Origin of the sequence: Haloarchaeobius litoreus (assembly GCF_024495425.1) — an archaeon.
Taxonomy (GTDB): Archaea; Halobacteriota; Halobacteria; order Halobacteriales; family Natrialbaceae; genus Haloarchaeobius; species Haloarchaeobius litoreus.
Window position 1 is genome coordinate 407,760 of sequence record NZ_JANHJR010000004.1, and the last position, 15,719, is coordinate 423,478.

Below are 15,719 nucleotides of genomic sequence, written 5' to 3' on the forward strand. Positions count from 1 at the left end.
CGTCGACCGAGGGGCACCCCGTTTCCCGTTTTCGGTGATCCCACAACGCCGGGGCCAGACCGGTCGAACGGACCGAGAGCCGGCCCGCTCACTCCTCGTCGTCCTCCGTGACGAGGACGGTGCCGACCATGCCCTGGCCCGCGTGGGGTGCACAGACGTAGACGTATTCGCCGGGGACGTCGAACGTGTGCTCGTACGTCGAGCCCACTTCGTCGATAGCGAAGTGTTGATTCCCCTCGTAGGAGGCGAACGGCTCGGCCCCGTCAGGGTTCCTGACCTTCTCGGACGCCCCCGGCAGGGACGTGACGTTGTGTCCGGCGCTCTCGAACGTCCACCGGACGGTCTGCCCGACGGTGATCTCGACGGTCTCGGGGACGAATCGCAGCCGTCCCTCGGGTCCGGCGGCCACGTCGACGACTCCTCCCCCCGTCGTCGTATCGGTCGGTTCGGCCGTGGCGGTCGCCGTCGACGTGGGCGGCGTTGTCACCGGACCGGTTGGTGTTCCCGTCCCGCTCTCTCCCAAACAGCCTGCCAGGGTAATCGCTCCCACGACGGCGAGGTGGTGCAGATAGGTCCGTCTGTCCCTCATGGTGGACCCAATGCCTCGAACCGCTGTTGTTACGAACTGCTTTCGTGCGGCGGGCTGCCGCCGCCGCCCGTCGTCCGGGCTGGTCACCAATCGACAGTCAATGCGAGCGACAGTGGCGGTATGCGTCTCGCACTGGCGAACTCTCGTCGATGCAGGCTCCATTACGCCCCCAAAGCAAGGATTACTGTCCGTGGACCGGTGATGCGTGACCTGTATCGACCAGCGCGTCACCCCCGAACGACCCTCGCTGCGGTCTCAGACGCCGCTCGCGGGATCACCGGTGTCGATCTTCTCGTAGGGGTAGTACGAGTAGCCCTCCGTGACGGCCACGGTACCTTGCTCGACGTATTCGGTCGCAATCGCCTTGCCGATACCCGTTGCACCGCCGGTTACGATGGCTACCTTTCCTGACAGCATAGCTCTAGGTTCACGGCCTGTCGATACAACTCTGCCAGCACCCTACGACTGGAGGGCGGGGGCACACCCTGCGGTCCGGTGGTACTCGTCCTCCAAGCTGATGCACTGCCGACAATCGTTGGAGTGCGCAGAAGGGGCGACCGGATGGGGCGATGCAGAGCCGGGGGCTCGATGCGACCGGGCGAGCAGCGAACCCGGACTCGCGGCCGGGGCTCGGGCGAGTCGAGATTGGGCGGTCGAGACGTAATACTATGTCCGCTACTGACACTTCACGATGATACTTTGCGGCTCGGTGTCGAACTACTACAGACGGTATGTCAGCCCGCTTAACCCGTCGAAGCTTCTTGACGACAGCGACAGGTGCAAGTGCGGTAACCAGCGTGGGCGGGACTGCAGCGGCACAGGACGGCGAGCGCCACACCGTCGAGATGACAGACTCGCTCGTGTTCGAGCCGGACTCGATCACGATCGCGCCGGGGGACACCATCGCCTGGGTGAACGTCGGCAGTATCGGTCATTCGGTAACGGCGTACGAGGACGAAATCCCACAGGATGCGGAGTACTTCGCCTCGGGTGGCTTCGACGCGGAAGGACAAGCTCGGAACAGCTACACGGCAGGTAACACCGCGGCCGGTGACGTCCCCGGTGGCGAATCCTTCAGGCACACCTTCGATGTCGTTGGATCCTACGAGTACTTTTGTATCCCGCACGAAGGTGTCGGGATGGTCGGCAGTATCGATGTCACACCGGGCGGGGCACCGGAGGGCGGTGACGGACCGGCGATTCCCACCATCCCCGATACGGCCTGGACCCTCATCGTTGTCACGACCGTCGCGTTACTCACGGTCACCGGGCTCGCGTACATCTTCATTAAGTATGGTGGTGATTATGAACTGGGTGATGAAGAGTAACACGGGACAGAACCGATCTGTCGGGCGATAAATCGGTGGAGCGGCCCGAAGCCCTGGGGCTGCTGAAGGCCCCTTACGAGTTGCCCCGCTCAGGTGATGTGCTGACTCGCACTTCGCACGCTTCGTCCGTGAACTGTCGGGGTGGCTCATGCGTGTTTCCAACGACGGAGACAGCGGGCCACAGTCCCGTACGGGGTCAGCGCATCCTGTCGAGTGCGACGAACGAGTCTCCCGTGGCCGCGATCCATTCGGCCTCCAGCACGTGCTCGCTCCGCGGTAGCGACGAGATGGCGCACACCGCCACGTCGTCGGACCGGCTCGTGACTGTGGCAACGACCAGCTCGTCGTGCGCCTTCCGGGATGGCTCCCACTCGTCTCGCCCTTTCGGGGTGGACCCCATCTGATCCACCTCGTGCTCTGCCGTGTTCGACTCTGGGTAGAGGTTCGGGACCCCCGCGAAAAGATACTCTGCCACATGACAGCTTCCCGGGGGTACGCCGAGGCACCCCGTCCGGACGTCGCGTCGAGACGGTGTGGCTACACCTCGCGGCCGACGTCGGGTTGATAGCCGGTGAGGAAGTGGAAGCGAAAATCCTCGAACTCCAGAGGCGCTTGGCGACGATTTCGCACCTCACTCCGAGTGCGTCGACAGCTCGAACCCCCAGGTCAGGTTCCCGGACCCCGACGGCGGGGCCGACTCGTAGGTGATGGTGACGCTGTCGGCGTCCTTGGCGGCGACGTAGTACGACCCCGCCGCGTCCGCGCTCTCGGCCCAGACGTTGGCGACCTTGGGAGCGCCGGTGAGGTCGTGGGGGATGTCGAACGAACGGTCACCGGTCCCGCTCGCCGTGTGGGTCCCGATCTGTGCGGTCCGGTGACCGAAGTTGTGTCTGATGACGTCGCCCCTCCATCACCTTCGATCTCGGTCTCGATGTCGTTCTAGACGACCATGCAGTCCGCGGCGACGATCAGGTTGATGTCGCTGCCGCCGGTCTGGGAGAAGTTGTTGTTCGTCACGGCGACGTCGTCGGTCTGGTAGACGAGGGCCGCGTCGTTGCTGCCACGGGAGAAGCTGTTCCCCGTCACGAGTCCGCCCGCGCGGACCAGTAACCCTCGGCCACCGTAGCGGTTGAAATCGCTCGCGGCGACGAGGTTCGGGTCGCCACCCAGGATGGCCGCGAACGACCCGCTGACCTCGGAGAGGGAGTTGCTCAGGAACCGTATCGGCTCGGTCACCGAGCCGGCGGCGACGACGTAGTTACTGATGTCCTCGAAGTGGTTGCCGACAAAGTTCACGTCCTCGACGGACGAGTCACCGATCTCGGAGATGTTGAACGCCGAGCTGCCGGCCACCTCGCTGCTCGTGAAACTCATCGCCTACATCAATGTCTTCGGCTTCCTCGTCCTCCTGGCGGGTGTCGGGACGCCCAGCGTGCTCGAGTACGGCAACCGGAGCCCCGGTCGGCTGCTGGAGGTGACCCTCGTCGCGGTGATGCCCGTCTTCGTCCTCGCGCTCCCGATTCTCGACGTCAGCCTGTTCCTGCCGGGCCGCTGGTACGCGTTCATGTACGTGCCAATGGTGTTCCTCGGTGTGTTCGGGCTGCGCCACCTTACGGCCCGACTCGACCGCCGGCCGATGGTCGTCGGGCTGCTGTTGCTGGTCGTCTCCTCCCCGAGCATCATGCTCGTCTCAGGGGCCGCAACGCTGGACAGCCCGGTCTTCGAGTCCAAACAGCAACGCTACGCCTTCACCGAGACTGAGGTCGACGGCGCACGCAACATCGGCGACATGATCGGTGGGCGACTCCCGCCGGTGTACACCGACGCCCCGTACACGGCCGTCTTCAGGCGCACCGATAGCCACCTCGCCGGTCTCGTGGACGTCCCACGTGATTCACGCGCCAGACACGACTTCGTCGTCTACCACGAGTACCAGACCGAGGATGCGCCCCTCGTCGTCGGTGTGAACAACTCCACCAAGCTCTCACAGGTCGGCCAGGACCGGATCTGTAGCCCGACGCGGAGCCGTCTCTACACTAACGGCGACGTACTCCTCTGTGGTGGCGGGACCCCGGGTGACGACGACACCAGTTTAGCCACACCGTATTCGGCTCCCAGACTGCTTAACGTACCTATAGTAAAGCCACACCCACTCGATGGCGCAGGAGATGAGTGACGCCCCCCAGCCGCCGACCGACCCGACGGTGCCCACCGCCGAGCAGGACCGCCTCGTCCAGTCCCCCACCCCGAGCCAGCTGCGGCAGGCCAGCAGCCGCAGGCTACGGTTCGGCACCAAGGCACTCGTCCAGTCACGTGACCGCGTCCTCCTCGTCAGGGAGCGTCGCGCCGACGGCACCACCTTCTGGACGCTCCCCGGCGGTGGCATCGACCCCGGCGAGACGCCACGCGAGTCCCTCGCCCGTGAGCTTCGGGAGGAGATTTCCTGTGAGTGCAGCCTTGGTGCCATCGTCGCCCGCTGCCAGTACGACCACACGACCCGTTCAAACACGACCAGCCTCTACTCGGTCTTCGAGACTACGCTCGACGGCGAACCCGTTCCGAACGTGGACGAGGGAATCGTCGAGTGCGGCTGGATCGACCCGGCCGAGGTGCCGGCCGACACGCTCGACCCCATCGCGAGCCTGCTGGAGCCCTGATGCCGGCAGCGTCGCGGTGACCGAGCACGACTCCGGGAGTGGAGCAGGAGCTCGCCCGTGGCCTTCGCTTCGTAGAGGAGGTCAGGATCAGAACGGGGCATCCGGGGAGCCGCGGCTGGCACCTTCGTTTTCCATCGCTCGCTCCATCGGGTTCGACCCGACTTCGGCGCTGTCTTCGGGCTCGACCGTCACGTCACCGGTGCGTCGGAACGTTCGTTCGAGTTCCGCGAGCTGGTCGTTGATGGCATTGCTCTGGTGGTGCATCGGAGCCGCACGGACCCGGACGAGGTCGTACTCGTGGCGGTCCGCGAGCCCGTTCCACGCCCTGAACGAGCCGATCGTCAGCGTATGAGTCTGTGGGCAGAACGGCGTCGTCGGGGTGAACTCCGCACGCAGGACGCGTTCAATGCTATCGTCGTCGATGGCTTCGGTACCGTTGTCGACCTCGACGGCGTACCGGTAGCCGGCGTTCTTGTGGCGGGTGTCCAGATTCAGTCTGGCGAGGTTGTAGTTGAACGTCATGTCGTACACCTTCCGCTCCTCGAACAGCTCGCGCGTCAGCCGATGGAAGGCGACGTGGTCGGTGCCCGCCAGTACGTCGTGCCCGTCGAGAAACTCGTCCGCCGGGGGGTTGTGGTCCGGAACGAACTCATCGTAGCTGTCGAACAACGAATCGTCGTCGTTGCCGAACGGGGATGGGAAACTGGGCATACCCGCCGGTTCGTCACCTGTTCACGTACACCTGTTGCCGGAGATATTCGCCATCGACCTCCGATTGAAGCCGTGGGCTCCCGCCTGCCACACCAGTGAACTGTGGGTTCAGCAGCGAACGGAACGGATTCGGCCACCGTGTTTCACGGAGTCCGAACCCCCCTGGACACGGACCCGTGTGCAGTTCGAAAGGGGGTGACGGCGACGAACTTTAGACGTGAACGCGGACGACGTGGCCGCCACAGCCACACTGTTCGATGTACTCCCAGTCGACGTCCGTCTCACCGAACTCGTCTTCGAGCACCGAGAAGAGGTACTCCGACGGGTGGCCATGTTCACCGTGGGTGACCAGGTTGACGTGGTTCCCCTCAGCGGTGTGTTCGACGGCGTCGACCGCGTGCTGAACGACCAGTTCCCGGTCTGCCCCGTGCTCCGGCTTCTCGAGGTTGGCCGACCAGGAGTTGTCGTGGACGCGGTCCGTGACCGGTTCGGCGTCGTGGTCGTGGTCGTGGGGTGTACTCGACATCGTCACGATGCAGTACGGTCGGGGAACGTATACGATTTCGGTCGGTGGAACGGGTTCTCCGGTAACACGGCCGCTCCACCGCGGTACCTCTGGGTCGATGACCAGCCTACCTGCCGATGGGACTCGAAGGCGGACGGGACCGAACGACTTCGGGGATGGTGCTATCAGGGTCAGTCACCGAACCGGAGTACGGGGAGCCGGATGTCGTCCAGGGGCTCCGGAGCGCACGCGGAAACAGCTCGTTCGAGAAGCACTGGCCCGAAGGAACACCCGAACCACCCACCACCGACAGAGTATGAGCCACGACCACGACCACCTCGACCTGACCGGATCTCGAACTGACTTCGACTTCAAGAACGACGTGCTGGCGGTGTTCAAATCCAAGACGGGCCTCACGGAGGAGACCGTTCGGCTCATCTCCGCGGAGAAGGACGAGCCAGCGTGGATGCTCGAGCGGCGACTGGACGCCTTCGAACAGTTCCAGCAGATGCCGATGCCGACCGACTGGCCGGGACAGCCGGACCTGTCGGGGTTCGACCTCGACGAGATCGTCCCGTACCTGCGACCGGATATCGAGTCGAAGCGCAGCGTCGACTCGTGGGAGGACCTCCCCGAGGACATCCACGACACGTTCGACAGGCTCGGGATTCCGGCGGCCGAAGAGAAGTCCCTCTCCGGGGCCGGTGCACAGTACGAGTCGGAGGTGGTCTACCAGAACATGAAAGACCGGTTCGAGGAGAAGGGCGTCGTCTTCTGTGACATGGGCACGGCCGTCCAGGAGTATCCCGACCTCGTCCGTGAACACTTCATGACGAAGTGTGTGCCTCCGAGTGACAACAAGTTCGCCGCGCTGCACGGTGCGGTCTGGTCCGGCGGCTCGTTCGTCTACGTGCCGGAGGGCGTCACCGTCGAGATGCCACTTCAGGCGTACTTCCGGATGAACGCCGAGGGGATGGGCCAGTTCGAACACAAGATAATCATCGCGGAGCCGAACTCCGAGGTCCATCTCATCGAGGGCTGCTCGGCACCGCACTACGGTGAACACAACCTCCACAGCGGCTGCGTCGAGGTGTTCGTGAAGGAGGGGGCACACGTCCAGTACTCGACGGTGCAGAACTGGTCTCGGAACACGTACAACCTGAACACCAAGCGTGCCATCGTCGAGGAGGACGGGACGATGGAGTGGGTCTCGGGCAGCATGGGCTCGAAGGCGACGATGCTCTACCCGGCGACCATCCTGAAGGGACGGGGCGCGACGGACACCCACGTCACCATCGCGTTCGCCGGCGAGGGCCAGAACATCGACACCGGCGCGAAGGTGTACCACACCGCACCTGACACCCACTCCACCATCGAGTCCAAGTCCATCTCGAAGGACGGCGGCCGCACGAACTACCGTGGCCTCGTCCACATCGCCGACGGCGCGGCGCACTCCTCGACGAGCGTCGAGTGTGACGCGCTCATGTTCGACAGCGAGTCCACGTCGGACACGATGCCGTACATGGAGATCAGGGAGTCGACGGTCGACGTGGCCCACGAGGCGACCGTCGGCAAGATCGGCGACGAGGACGTCTTCTACCTCGAGAACCGGGGGCTCGACGAGGACGACGCCAAGAAGCTGATCGTCGCCGGCTTCATCGAACCGCTCACGGAGGAACTGCCCATCGAGTACGCGGTCGAACTCAACCGCCTCATCGAACTCGAGATGGACGGGAGCCTCGGTTAGGCGTGCGGCCGGCGGGACCAGGACGGTCGGCGGTGTTCTCCACGGGAACCCGTGAATCCCAGGTCACACGTCGTCTCAGAAGAGGTAGAGCCCGGGCGGTGTCCTCTCGGTCCAGTCCACGTGCTGGGATTCGGCTCGGATGTTGGTGCGTGAAACGGGCGCTCGGGATGGGATTCGTCTGAACATGCATGGCTATCGCGGCCTTCCAGGACCCATGGACGTCGTCGGCCCACGAATCGGACCACAGACATCGCCCGCGACGTCCCGGTCCGTCGAGTCCCGTCTCAGTCGTCCGTCCGCGACGCCAGGACGATCAGCGCGGTCGTCTCCTCGACTGCTCGGGGAGCGATATCCTGGTCACCGTCGAAGCGGACGACGTCGCCCGCACTCAGTTCGTGTGTCTCGTCGCCCAGTCGGAGCTCGAGCCTCCCGTCGACGAGATAGAGGACGATCTCGCGGTCGGGATGCGCGTGGGCTGGGACCTCCTCGCCCGCGTCGAGCGTGAGTCTGATCGTCTTCGGTTCCGCATCGGGGAAGACGTTCGCGTGTGGCTGTCCATCGAGTTCGTCGAGCGTCGTGATCGTGGTCATGGATTCTGTGGGTCGAACTCGTTCTGCCCGAGTCCGCGTCGGACCGGTTCGTGTTCGGAGTCGGTGGGTGGCGGCGCGGTCACGAGGAGCGCTTCGAGCCGCGAGTCCTCATCGGCTCTGATTCCACGGTCGGTCTCCGCCTGGACGACGACGACGTCGCCGGGTTCGACGGCATGTTCCTCGTCACCGTCGCGGACCAGTCCGGTCCCGGACTGGACGCAGATCGCAACGTCGCTGGATGGGGCGTGCACCGGGATAAACTGCCCCGGTTCGAAGTAGCCACAGACGACCTTCATCCGGTCACTCCGGAACACTTCGACCGCCGAGAACCGGTCGTCGTCGTACGCCCGCTCGGAGTCGAAATCGGTCGCGGTCACACCGACCCCTCCGTTCGGCAGACGCCACACCCGCTGGAACTGTGGTGAACGAGGGGTAGTGACGCGCCGTTCCTCCTCGAAATTTTAGGCTGGCCTAAATACATGCAGGCCCAACTCGGACGAGCACCGCAAAAGAGGTTGGCCCGAACATATTCGCCACGGACGGACGGTGTGACGCCTGGCCTCGGCGGCGGTCCCGTCGGACCGCTCGGTGCGCCTGCCGCGACCCCAACATGAGTTCAGTGTGGCCCGTCTCCGGACTCGGTGACGGCCGTTGTGGGCGTCAGAACGGGGCTTCCGGTTCCCCACTGGTCGCGTCGCCCGTCTTCGTGTCGGCCTTCCCGATCAGCACTCTGAACTCGTCGGGTTCGCGTTGGCGGTACTCCCAGCGGAACTCCGCACCGGCCTCGGCATCGAACTGGTGGTACAGTGGCTTCGGGTCGTGGTCGTTGACGAGCACGAAGCCCGTGCCGGTCTCCAGCTCGTCGTACGCTTCGAAGATCTGTTCGTGGCGTCGAGCTGGCGGGAGCTGCCTGACGTCGAGCTCCTCGACGACCTCTATCGCCTCGCCGTCTGTCGGTGACGCCGAACCGTCGGAGTCGGCCGAACCGGAAGCGTCGTCGGCCCCACCCGCCCCCTTCGTGATATGCACCCGGCACCGTCCCGGTTCGGACTCGACGACCTCCCAGCTGAACGAGTCACCGTACCGCTGCCGGAACTCCTGGTGGAGTGGACGGGGCTCGTGTGGGGCGATGAGTTCCATCGTCCCTCCCTCGGGGATCATCCCGTAGCGATGGTGGATCGTGGGATGCCGTTCCTGTTTGGGAATCTCGCGAACGTCGTACTGCGTGACGACGTCCCCCGAGCGGCTCTCGGAGTCGGCGGTCTTGACGATCTCGACGTGCCACTCGCCCGACCCGCGACTGGCGTACTCCCAGTCGATTCCGTCGCCGTGCATCGACCGAAGTTCGTGGTACAGCGGCTTGGGATCGTGGTCGTTGACCAGCACGAACCCCTCGTCGGCCGCCAGTTCTTCGAAGATTCCGAGGAGGGCCTCGTGCCGGCGCTGTGGTTTCAGGTCACGAACGTCGACCGTCGCGAGCGCGTCGTCCCCGAGTGCCTCACCGACGGTCACGGCGAGTTCACGCGGTTCCGCGTCGGGATGCGCGTACGCCCAGCTCAGTGCGCGCTCGTGCTCGATCTGGTATCGGAGCAGGTGAACGTCGACGTCCCGGTCGGCGACGATCTCCAGTGTGTCCCCCGGGTCCACTTCGGTGAGGGTGTCGAAGAGCTGTTCACGGAGTTCCGTCTCCTCTACCTCCTGCAGGTCCATCTCGATTGCCATCTCTCCACTGAACGGACCCGACGTGAACAGTTGGTCCTTGCGTCGAAGAGGTTCGGCTCGCCTTTGGGATGGCCAGTATCCTCCCGCTGACCGGGCCAGTACTTCAGGACGATACACTGGGAAAGGGTATCACGTCGCGCAGCCGTTCGCATCGGGGTTGGAGCCCGGACAGAGTTCGAGACAGGCCGAGTTGACGATCTCGTGGAGGCGGAGCATCCCGTCTCTCGACAGCACGACCCCGAAATCGAACGCCGTCTCGTCGTCGACCGCGAGGTCCAACACGGAGTCGAAGAAGGTCGAGACGACGCAGAACCGCCAGCCGGCGCGTGTCGCGAGGGAGCGACCCTGTTCGGTGAGCGTCACTCCCCGGTACTTTTCGTACGCGACCAGGTCACGGTCGTCGAGTTTCGATACCATCTCCGTCACGCTGGCCGGAGCCACACCCAAGTAGTTCCCCAGTTCACTGGTGGTGATCCGGTCCGTGCCCGACTCCGAGAGGTCGGAGATCGCGAAGAGATACCGGGCAGCACGCCGCTCGGTTTCCGACAGCGAGTGCGGAAGCGACGCCGAGGGTCCGACCTGCGGTTCCGAAGCCATGTCTCCCGGAAGGTCGTCCATCCTCGAAAGGATACTCCCGAATCCCTTCGTCCCGGCGTGAACGCCGGGGGGATGTCATAGACGAACGGAGTGAACTGCCGGCAGACACGATGGCGGTACCGCGGTGGTGTCGGTCGGCTCTATCGCAGATTCGTACCGAACCGGGGCCGCGGGATTCGGCCGCATTGGAGCGGCGAGCAGCCCTCAAAAGGTGGCCTGAAGTTGCTGTTCTGCGTCGGTGAACAGCACGTTGTTCTCCTTGTGGACGTGGCGGTGGGTGTCGGTCTGGAGTGCTTCGAGTCGTTCGAGCATCACCTCGTAGCTGGCACAGGCGTCCTGGGGCACGGCGAAGTCGTCGGTGAGTGCCGCGAGCCGGTCGAGGTGGTCCGCGGTCTCCTCGTGATCGGTTTCCAGACTCTCGATCTCGGCCTCGAGCTGCTCCCGCTCCGCGTCGGTCAGCGACTCACCCCGATCGAGCCGCTCGACGATCGGGAATAGCTCCGTCTCCTCCTCGTCGATGTGGCGTTTCATCCCCTCGGCGAGTTCGAGGTACTCCGATTGGACCTCGCGGAGTTCCGGGTGGTTCTCGCCGTGGACCCTGGCCACCTTCCGGACGAGGCCCTCCAGTGAGGGTAGTTCCTCGCGGAGGTACTGGTGGTGTGTCGACACGATGTCTTCGATGAGCTTGGTCTGGGTCTCCCACTCGGGGTCGCCGTCCGCGTCCGGTTCGGTCGCCGCGAGGCGTTCCAGGAGACCGTCGAGGTCGACCCCTGCCTCGGTACAGGCGGCTGCGAGGCTCGTCTCGCCGCCACAGCAGTAGTCGATACCGACCGATTCGAGGACCGTCGCGTAGGCGGGGTGCTCCCGGACGAGCGGACCGACTGACCGCTCCGGGTCGACCGTGTCAGTCATTGTACGTCCGATGGTTGGCCGGGGGCTCCCTTGAGGATTCACCCGAACAGTTCCGCGTCGACGAACTCGCCGTAGCCCGCGGCATACTCCCCGAGGTGGTCGTCATCAGGACGCCGTGTTCGGCGTGTCGGACGAGCCCGTTTTGATTCGGTCTCGGGACCAGGAGACAGAGCAGCGCCGTGAAGATGGGCAATCACGGTTCGACCGCTTGTCGAGGGAGCCACCTGGCGAGGCTTCCGACGAGGGCCGTGGGTAATCGGACCCCCGGCCAATCTTTTTACTGTCTCCCACCGTAGTGGGAAGCAAGACCGATGAGTGCGGACAACGAGAAGCGACAGGTCGATTCGAAAGGTCGCGTCACGATTCCCAAATCCATCCGTGACCGACTTAACATCGATCCCGGCGAGGAGGTGGATATCGACATCGAAGACGGAACGGTAGTGATTCGCCCACGTATCTCGCGCGGTGAGTTCATCGAGACGATGGAGGGCTGCATCACCGAAGAGACCCGTGCAGAGTCCGCCGAGCGGCTTACGCCGTCCGATATCAAGTCTGACTGGACAGCTGACCTCCCGAACTCTTCCTGAGCGATGTACTGTCTCGACGCCAATATCTGGATCTACTATCTCGACGAGACGCTCTCGGAACACGACGCCGTCAGCGACTCCGTCTCCGGGATTCTCGCTGAAGAACCGCTGTTCAGCACGACCGTCCTCCAGATGGAGGTCGTCCACTACCTGCAGCACCAGCTTGCGGACAGCCAGCAGGCTATCGACCAGTTCCTGCACCTCGAGGACGTGACGACAGCGGAACTCACTCAGAACGACGTGTCCGCAGCTGCTGAGACTTTACACAGTCATCCAGACACTGGCATCGGTGGACGTGACGCGACCGTCGTCGCAGCGATGGACAGAAACGGCGTGACTGAACTCTGGACTCACGATGGTGGGCTCAAACGTCTCGAAGCGTCGCTCGATTGGCTCACCGTCGTTGACCCTGTCGAAGAGTCGTAGCGTTGGGGCCCCAGGGGACGACACGTCCGATTCTGACTGGCAGTAGAGATATCCGCCTAATCGCCAGCACTGGCCTGCTTGTAGCCGTCTACGCGAGCGGCTGTCGCGATTAACTGGCCGTGGCCCTTCGTTCCGTTGAGCTCGATGATGCCGGTGTCCACGTCGTACGTGATGAGGTCGGCTTCCGCAAGTTTCGGGAGGTGGGTGTGATGAAGCGCCACCTCGATGCTGGCACTGTTGTCGCTCTCGTCTACCGGCGATTGACCCTCGTCCCAGTTGGCGAGTGCAGCCGCGAGCGTTTCGATGTCCATCACCTCGGACTCCGTCGTCAGGAGGTACAGGACGTATCGCCGGGACGGATGTGTCAGTAAATCGAACGTCTTATTCAGTCCGGTCGTGCTCTGTGATGCCATCAACTACCCGTTGGTCTGGACGGCCTTAACCTCTTTTTACCGATAATTCCACCCAAATTATATATGCAAGCGAATGCGGCTGTACACTTGACTTTCCCAAGCAAAGCGAGGCGGGCAGACTGGTTGATGACGGCATCCTTTCACGAATCGTCTGAACCACATGTCCCTCCGTGAACGAGGGCACGAGTTCGCCCGGCCACACCACACCCGACGAACTCAAGACCGACAAGTACCACCGCAACCGCGGAGACGACCCATCTGTTTCCGGTGATTCGGGTCCACTGCAACAGTGGGTTCGTTTCGACCGACAGCGGTCCTGCGTGCGACTCGCCCGTTCGCTGTTCGCGTTGTCCAGCAGACTCCGTGTGGACTCGGCACAAGAAAGCTCCGACGGCACACAGGAAAACGTCTACTGGGAGTCCGGCCAGGTCCGCGATGGATACTCTTTCATCCGCCGTGATCGCTTCGAGGTCTTCTCCAGGGGGGAGACGGTCGATGCTACCGACTAGCGGTGAACTTCTTGCGAACGTCGTTTGCCGTGAGTGCCCCCTGTATAACGTACGAGAGTCTGCGATGCCGAGGTGCGATCGTTGCTGTTCCGAGGAGGAGTGCAGCGCGCTTCTTGTCCCCTCGACGGAGCGCGAGGCCGGCCTGCACGAGTATGGACGCGATGTTCACTGTCGTCCATCGATTCTGCTTCAGTCGTTTCGCCGGACTTCTAGAGGACATCACTCGAACTACGGGCTGTTCCCTGGTAATTCTATCGTCGCGACGACCCGGCGGCGTGAAGGAGTGCCAGTCATGAATGGTCCGCTTCGGTGCCCCAGTGCTTGAGCGTTGTACTGCTGGGCGTCCAAGCGGCCCATCTGCTCGACCAGGAACTGTTCACTCCATCCAGTGGTGGAGCGTGATTTAGAGGGCTGCAGTACCAACTAGTAGTGATGTCCGAATCAGAGGCGACCCGTTGGGAGTACGAGACGCTTCGTCCACCGCGCGATGAGACCCTAAAAGAAGCAGAGGATCCGAAAGCAGAGTTGAATCGACTTGGTGCAGAGGGCTGGGAGTTCGTGGAGACGATCGACTACGAGGGAGGCGGCACCAAGTACCTCGTTTTCAAGCGACCTGCCCAATCGGGTGAACCAGTGTGACCGACGAGACCGACTTCAGTACGGCCAACACGATGCGTGAGCGCTCGGGCAAGAGTCGGACGAAACTCTGGTTGCTGCTGCGCGCGAACCGCCTTGTCGTCTCCAGCGTCCTGACCTGTGCCGTGTTCGTCGCGTTCGTGATCGCCGTCGCGTTCCTCAACCCACCGTTTTCACGGCAGATCGAGTCCGGCGACATGATCGACACGATGTTCTCGACGATGATCACGGTCATCGTGACTGGGACGACACTCGTCGTCACGATCGGTCAGCTCGTCCTCTCCCAGGAGAACGGCCCGCTCGGCGATCAACGCGAGCGCATGTCCAATGCGATGGATTTCCGGGAGTTCACTGAGGAATTGATCGGGTCTCCGAGTCCTGCCGACCCATCCGAGTTCCTCCGTCAGATAATCGGAGTCACGGCACAACGGACGACAGCTCTCCGGGAGTCCGTTGGCGAGAACGATGACGAGAACCTCCGAGAAGAGGTCGAGGAGTTCGCCGAAAGCGTCACCGGGAACGCCGAGACGGTACGTGAGCAACTCGAGGGTGCCCAGTTCGGCTCGTTCGATGTGGTATTCGCCGCACTGAACTTCAATTACAGCTGGAAGATCTTCCAGGTCGAACGGCTCGCGAACGAATACGAAGCGAGTCTGACTGAGGAGGAACACGGCCTGCTTGCCGACCTCAAAACAGCGCTGTCCCTCTTCGGTCCGGCGCGCGAACACATCAAGACGCTGTACTTCCAGTGGGCACTCATCAACCTCTCTCAGATGATTCTCTACGCCGCGGTCCCGGCACTGGCCGTTGCGGGTATCATGGTCGCAGTCGTCGATGCGGGGACGTTCCCTGGAAGCACACTCGGTCTGGATCACATCATCCTCGTCGTGGGCGGTGCGTTTGCGGTGACGCTCGTCCCATTCATGCTGTTCGTCTCGTACGTCCTCCGCATCGTCACCATCGCGAAACGGACACTTGCCATCGAGCCGCTGATCCTCCGAGAATCACAACGCTGAGGCGTCACCCAAAGTGATGGCACGTATCCATGGCCTGAAGGCCGTAGTATTGCGACCGTTCCGCATCTCACCGACGAGGTGTTCACGGACAGTCGACTGGCCAAGCGTCTCGATGGGCCGAATGACTCCTCTTCACGCCGAAGCGATAGTCGACGAGGAACGAGGAATCCACGGCTTCGTCGACGCAACGGACAGCCAGATTCGTTGGCTACGCGTCACCCCCGGGGCCCACGGTGCAGGGATTGGGACGGAGCTGTCCGAATGAGTCCATGACGAACTGTCTCGCCTTTGCTCGTGCGGTCGTGGGGCGAGATGCAAGGGACAGCAGCGACCTGTGACAGGGCGACGACCCAGGCGACCGAATCGCACGCACAGCCGACCCTACACCGACTCCGGTTCCTCGTCGCTGTCGGCCGATTCATCTGGAGTCTCTCCGCCCCGGTCGCTGTACCCCTCTCGGCCGACAGCAGCCTCGCCGACCATATTCAGAACCGACTGCTGGACTTCCTCTGCCGACTCGTAGCGTTGCTCGCCGGTGCTCTCGCTCTGTTCGCCGAGAACCTCGCGAAGCGTCGTCGAACCGTCGACCAGATCCAGTTCGGCGTCGCCGTACGCCGCAAGCAGTTCCTCCAGCGTCGTCGGATACTCGTGCGATTCGAGTTGCTCCATCAGCGGTCCGAATTCGACGCCATGTTCACGCGAGTCGCTGGGCCCGTCGCTGCTGGCTTCGTCAGGAGGTGCCATACGTGGCTATACGTGGACTGGCACCAAGGA

At 63.4% G+C, this 15,719-nt stretch carries 22 protein-coding genes; 9 read left to right on the forward strand and 13 right to left on the reverse strand.

The window, feature by feature from the left end; translation table 11 throughout:
- Positions 1-88 precede the first annotated feature (88 nt).
- Both NOW55_RS20910 and NOW55_RS19620 read right to left on the reverse strand, forming a co-directional pair.
- Positions 89-409, reverse strand: coding sequence for a cupredoxin domain-containing protein (locus NOW55_RS20910; RefSeq protein ID WP_256401818.1), 321 nt, complete (start codon positions 407-409; stop codon positions 89-91).
- Between the two features lie 435 nt (positions 410-844).
- The gene (locus tag NOW55_RS19620; RefSeq protein ID WP_256401819.1) at positions 845-1,006 is read right to left on the reverse strand and encodes an SDR family NAD(P)-dependent oxidoreductase; all 162 of its coding nucleotides are present in this window, start codon (positions 1,004-1,006) and stop codon (positions 845-847) included.
- A gap of 344 nt (positions 1,007-1,350) precedes the next feature.
- Here NOW55_RS19620 and NOW55_RS19625 point away from each other — a divergent pair, with 344 nt between their 5' ends.
- Positions 1,351-1,917 (forward strand): plastocyanin/azurin family copper-binding protein, encoded by a 567-nt coding sequence (locus tag NOW55_RS19625; protein WP_256401820.1) that lies wholly within the window; start codon positions 1,351-1,353, stop codon positions 1,915-1,917.
- 196 nt (positions 1,918-2,113) lie between these two features.
- Here the strand turns inward: NOW55_RS19625 and NOW55_RS19630 are convergent, their stop codons facing one another.
- Together NOW55_RS19630 and NOW55_RS19635 are read right to left on the reverse strand one after the other, a co-directional pair.
- A complete protein-coding gene (locus NOW55_RS19630) occupies positions 2,114-2,317 on the reverse strand; it encodes a hypothetical protein (protein WP_256401821.1) in 204 nt (67 codons plus the stop codon).
- A gap of 539 nt (positions 2,318-2,856) precedes the next feature.
- Positions 2,857-3,270: a hypothetical protein gene (locus NOW55_RS19635; RefSeq protein WP_256401822.1), complete on the reverse strand. Its 414-nt coding sequence runs from the start codon at positions 3,268-3,270 to the stop codon at positions 2,857-2,859.
- Between NOW55_RS19635 and NOW55_RS19640 the strand changes: the two genes are divergently transcribed.
- Both NOW55_RS19640 and NOW55_RS19645 read left to right on the forward strand, forming a co-directional pair.
- Entirely contained in the window at positions 3,245-4,093 is an 849-nt protein-coding gene (locus NOW55_RS19640; RefSeq protein ID WP_256401823.1) for a hypothetical protein, read from the forward strand. The two genes, NOW55_RS19635 and NOW55_RS19640, sit on opposite strands and share 26 nt — an antisense overlap.
- Positions 4,086-4,574 (forward strand): NUDIX hydrolase, encoded by a 489-nt coding sequence (locus tag NOW55_RS19645; RefSeq protein ID WP_256401824.1) that lies wholly within the window; start codon positions 4,086-4,088, stop codon positions 4,572-4,574. The genes NOW55_RS19640 and NOW55_RS19645 overlap by 8 nt, the downstream gene beginning before the upstream one ends.
- A gap of 87 nt (positions 4,575-4,661) precedes the next feature.
- On the opposite strand, the gene NOW55_RS19650 is transcribed toward NOW55_RS19645, so the two are convergent.
- Positions 4,662-5,285: a DUF7998 family protein gene (locus NOW55_RS19650; protein ID WP_256401825.1), complete on the reverse strand. Its 624-nt coding sequence runs from the start codon at positions 5,283-5,285 to the stop codon at positions 4,662-4,664.
- 211 nt (positions 5,286-5,496) lie between these two features.
- Positions 5,497-5,811: a CGCGG family putative rSAM-modified RiPP protein gene (locus NOW55_RS19655; RefSeq protein WP_256401826.1), complete on the reverse strand. Its 315-nt coding sequence runs from the start codon at positions 5,809-5,811 to the stop codon at positions 5,497-5,499.
- Between the two features lie 295 nt (positions 5,812-6,106).
- Here NOW55_RS19655 and sufB point away from each other — a divergent pair, with 295 nt between their 5' ends.
- Positions 6,107-7,537 carry a Fe-S cluster assembly protein SufB gene (sufB, locus tag NOW55_RS19660; protein ID WP_256401827.1) on the forward strand — a complete coding sequence of 477 codons (1,431 nt, stop codon included), beginning with the start codon at positions 6,107-6,109 and terminating at the stop codon, positions 7,535-7,537.
- Between the two features lie 284 nt (positions 7,538-7,821).
- On the opposite strand, the gene NOW55_RS19665 is transcribed toward sufB, so the two are convergent.
- The 5 genes from NOW55_RS19665 to ric all read right to left on the reverse strand — a co-directional run bounded on the left by NOW55_RS19665 (position 7,822) and on the right by ric (position 11,358).
- The gene (locus NOW55_RS19665) at positions 7,822-8,127 is read right to left on the reverse strand and encodes a cupin domain-containing protein (protein ID WP_256401829.1); all 306 of its coding nucleotides are present in this window, start codon (positions 8,125-8,127) and stop codon (positions 7,822-7,824) included.
- On the reverse strand, positions 8,124-8,504 hold the full coding sequence (locus NOW55_RS19670) for a cupin domain-containing protein (RefSeq protein ID WP_256401830.1): 381 nt from the start codon (positions 8,502-8,504) through the stop codon (positions 8,124-8,126). Before NOW55_RS19670 ends, NOW55_RS19665 begins: the two co-directional genes overlap by 4 nt.
- A 283-nt stretch (positions 8,505-8,787) precedes the next feature.
- Positions 8,788-9,849 (reverse strand): DUF2249 domain-containing protein, encoded by a 1,062-nt coding sequence (locus NOW55_RS19675; RefSeq protein WP_256401831.1) that lies wholly within the window; start codon positions 9,847-9,849, stop codon positions 8,788-8,790.
- Positions 9,850-9,978: 129 nt separating this feature from the next.
- A complete protein-coding gene (locus NOW55_RS19680) occupies positions 9,979-10,446 on the reverse strand; it encodes a metal-dependent transcriptional regulator (protein WP_256401832.1) in 468 nt (155 codons plus the stop codon).
- Positions 10,447-10,650: 204 nt separating this feature from the next.
- A complete protein-coding gene (ric, locus tag NOW55_RS19685) occupies positions 10,651-11,358 on the reverse strand; it encodes an iron-sulfur cluster repair di-iron protein (RefSeq protein WP_256401833.1) in 708 nt (235 codons plus the stop codon).
- Positions 11,359-11,669: 311 nt separating this feature from the next.
- Here ric and NOW55_RS19690 point away from each other — a divergent pair, with 311 nt between their 5' ends.
- Entirely contained in the window at positions 11,670-11,945 is a 276-nt protein-coding gene (locus NOW55_RS19690) for an AbrB/MazE/SpoVT family DNA-binding domain-containing protein (protein WP_256401834.1), read from the forward strand.
- A 3-nt stretch (positions 11,946-11,948) separates the two neighbouring features.
- A complete protein-coding gene (locus NOW55_RS19695) occupies positions 11,949-12,371 on the forward strand; it encodes a type II toxin-antitoxin system VapC family toxin (protein ID WP_256401835.1) in 423 nt (140 codons plus the stop codon).
- Positions 12,372-12,427: 56 nt separating this feature from the next.
- Here the strand turns inward: NOW55_RS19695 and NOW55_RS19700 are convergent, their stop codons facing one another.
- Positions 12,428-12,784, reverse strand: a complete 357-nt coding sequence (locus NOW55_RS19700) for a DUF7344 domain-containing protein (protein ID WP_256401836.1) — start codon at positions 12,782-12,784, stop codon at positions 12,428-12,430.
- Positions 12,785-12,954: 170 nt separating this feature from the next.
- Here NOW55_RS19700 and NOW55_RS19705 point away from each other — a divergent pair, with 170 nt between their 5' ends.
- The 3 genes from NOW55_RS19705 (at position 12,955) to NOW55_RS19715 (ending at position 14,945) form a co-directional block, all read left to right on the forward strand.
- On the forward strand, positions 12,955-13,293 hold the full coding sequence (locus NOW55_RS19705; RefSeq protein WP_256401837.1) for a hypothetical protein: 339 nt from the start codon (positions 12,955-12,957) through the stop codon (positions 13,291-13,293).
- A gap of 432 nt (positions 13,294-13,725) precedes the next feature.
- Positions 13,726-13,932, forward strand: a complete 207-nt coding sequence (gene sp36, locus NOW55_RS19710; protein WP_256401838.1) for a Sp36 family protein — start codon at positions 13,726-13,728, stop codon at positions 13,930-13,932.
- Positions 13,929-14,945: a DUF7972 family membrane protein gene (locus tag NOW55_RS19715; protein ID WP_368407790.1), complete on the forward strand. Its 1,017-nt coding sequence runs from the start codon at positions 13,929-13,931 to the stop codon at positions 14,943-14,945. The genes sp36 and NOW55_RS19715 overlap by 4 nt, the downstream gene beginning before the upstream one ends.
- Positions 14,946-15,326: 381 nt before the next feature.
- On the opposite strand, the gene NOW55_RS19720 is transcribed toward NOW55_RS19715, so the two are convergent.
- The gene (locus NOW55_RS19720; RefSeq protein ID WP_256401839.1) at positions 15,327-15,689 is read right to left on the reverse strand and encodes a DUF5789 family protein; all 363 of its coding nucleotides are present in this window, start codon (positions 15,687-15,689) and stop codon (positions 15,327-15,329) included.
- Between the last annotated feature and the right edge of the window lie 30 nt (positions 15,690-15,719).

Bases quoted from the DNA above. Each gene is read 5' to 3' on its own strand.
- NOW55_RS19620 (WP_256401819.1), bottom strand. From the start codon at position 1,006: ATGCTGTCAGGAAAGGTAGCCATCGTAACCGGCGGTGCAACGGGTATC.
- NOW55_RS19630 (WP_256401821.1), bottom strand. From the start codon at position 2,317: ATGGGGTCCACCCCGAAAGGGCGAGACGAGTGGGAGCCATCCCGGAAG.
- NOW55_RS19640 (WP_256401823.1), top strand. From the start codon at position 3,245: ATGTTGAACGCCGAGCTGCCGGCCACCTCGCTGCTCGTGAAACTCATC.
- NOW55_RS19645 (WP_256401824.1), top strand. From the start codon at position 4,086: ATGAGTGACGCCCCCCAGCCGCCGACCGACCCGACGGTGCCCACCGCC.
- NOW55_RS19650 (WP_256401825.1), bottom strand. From the start codon at position 5,285: ATGCCCAGTTTCCCATCCCCGTTCGGCAACGACGACGATTCGTTGTTC.
- NOW55_RS19655 (WP_256401826.1), bottom strand. From the start codon at position 5,811: ATGTCGAGTACACCCCACGACCACGACCACGACGCCGAACCGGTCACG.
- sufB (WP_256401827.1), top strand. From the start codon at position 6,107: ATGAGCCACGACCACGACCACCTCGACCTGACCGGATCTCGAACTGAC.
- NOW55_RS19665 (WP_256401829.1), bottom strand. From the start codon at position 8,127: ATGACCACGATCACGACGCTCGACGAACTCGATGGACAGCCACACGCG.
- NOW55_RS19675 (WP_256401831.1), bottom strand. From the start codon at position 9,849: ATGGCAATCGAGATGGACCTGCAGGAGGTAGAGGAGACGGAACTCCGT.
- NOW55_RS19680 (WP_256401832.1), bottom strand. From the start codon at position 10,446: ATGGCTTCGGAACCGCAGGTCGGACCCTCGGCGTCGCTTCCGCACTCG.
- ric (WP_256401833.1), bottom strand. From the start codon at position 11,358: ATGACTGACACGGTCGACCCGGAGCGGTCAGTCGGTCCGCTCGTCCGG.
- NOW55_RS19690 (WP_256401834.1), top strand. From the start codon at position 11,670: ATGAGTGCGGACAACGAGAAGCGACAGGTCGATTCGAAAGGTCGCGTC.
- NOW55_RS19695 (WP_256401835.1), top strand. From the start codon at position 11,949: ATGTACTGTCTCGACGCCAATATCTGGATCTACTATCTCGACGAGACG.
- NOW55_RS19700 (WP_256401836.1), bottom strand. From the start codon at position 12,784: ATGGCATCACAGAGCACGACCGGACTGAATAAGACGTTCGATTTACTG.
- sp36 (WP_256401838.1), top strand. From the start codon at position 13,726: ATGTCCGAATCAGAGGCGACCCGTTGGGAGTACGAGACGCTTCGTCCA.
- NOW55_RS19720 (WP_256401839.1), bottom strand. From the start codon at position 15,689: ATGGCACCTCCTGACGAAGCCAGCAGCGACGGGCCCAGCGACTCGCGT.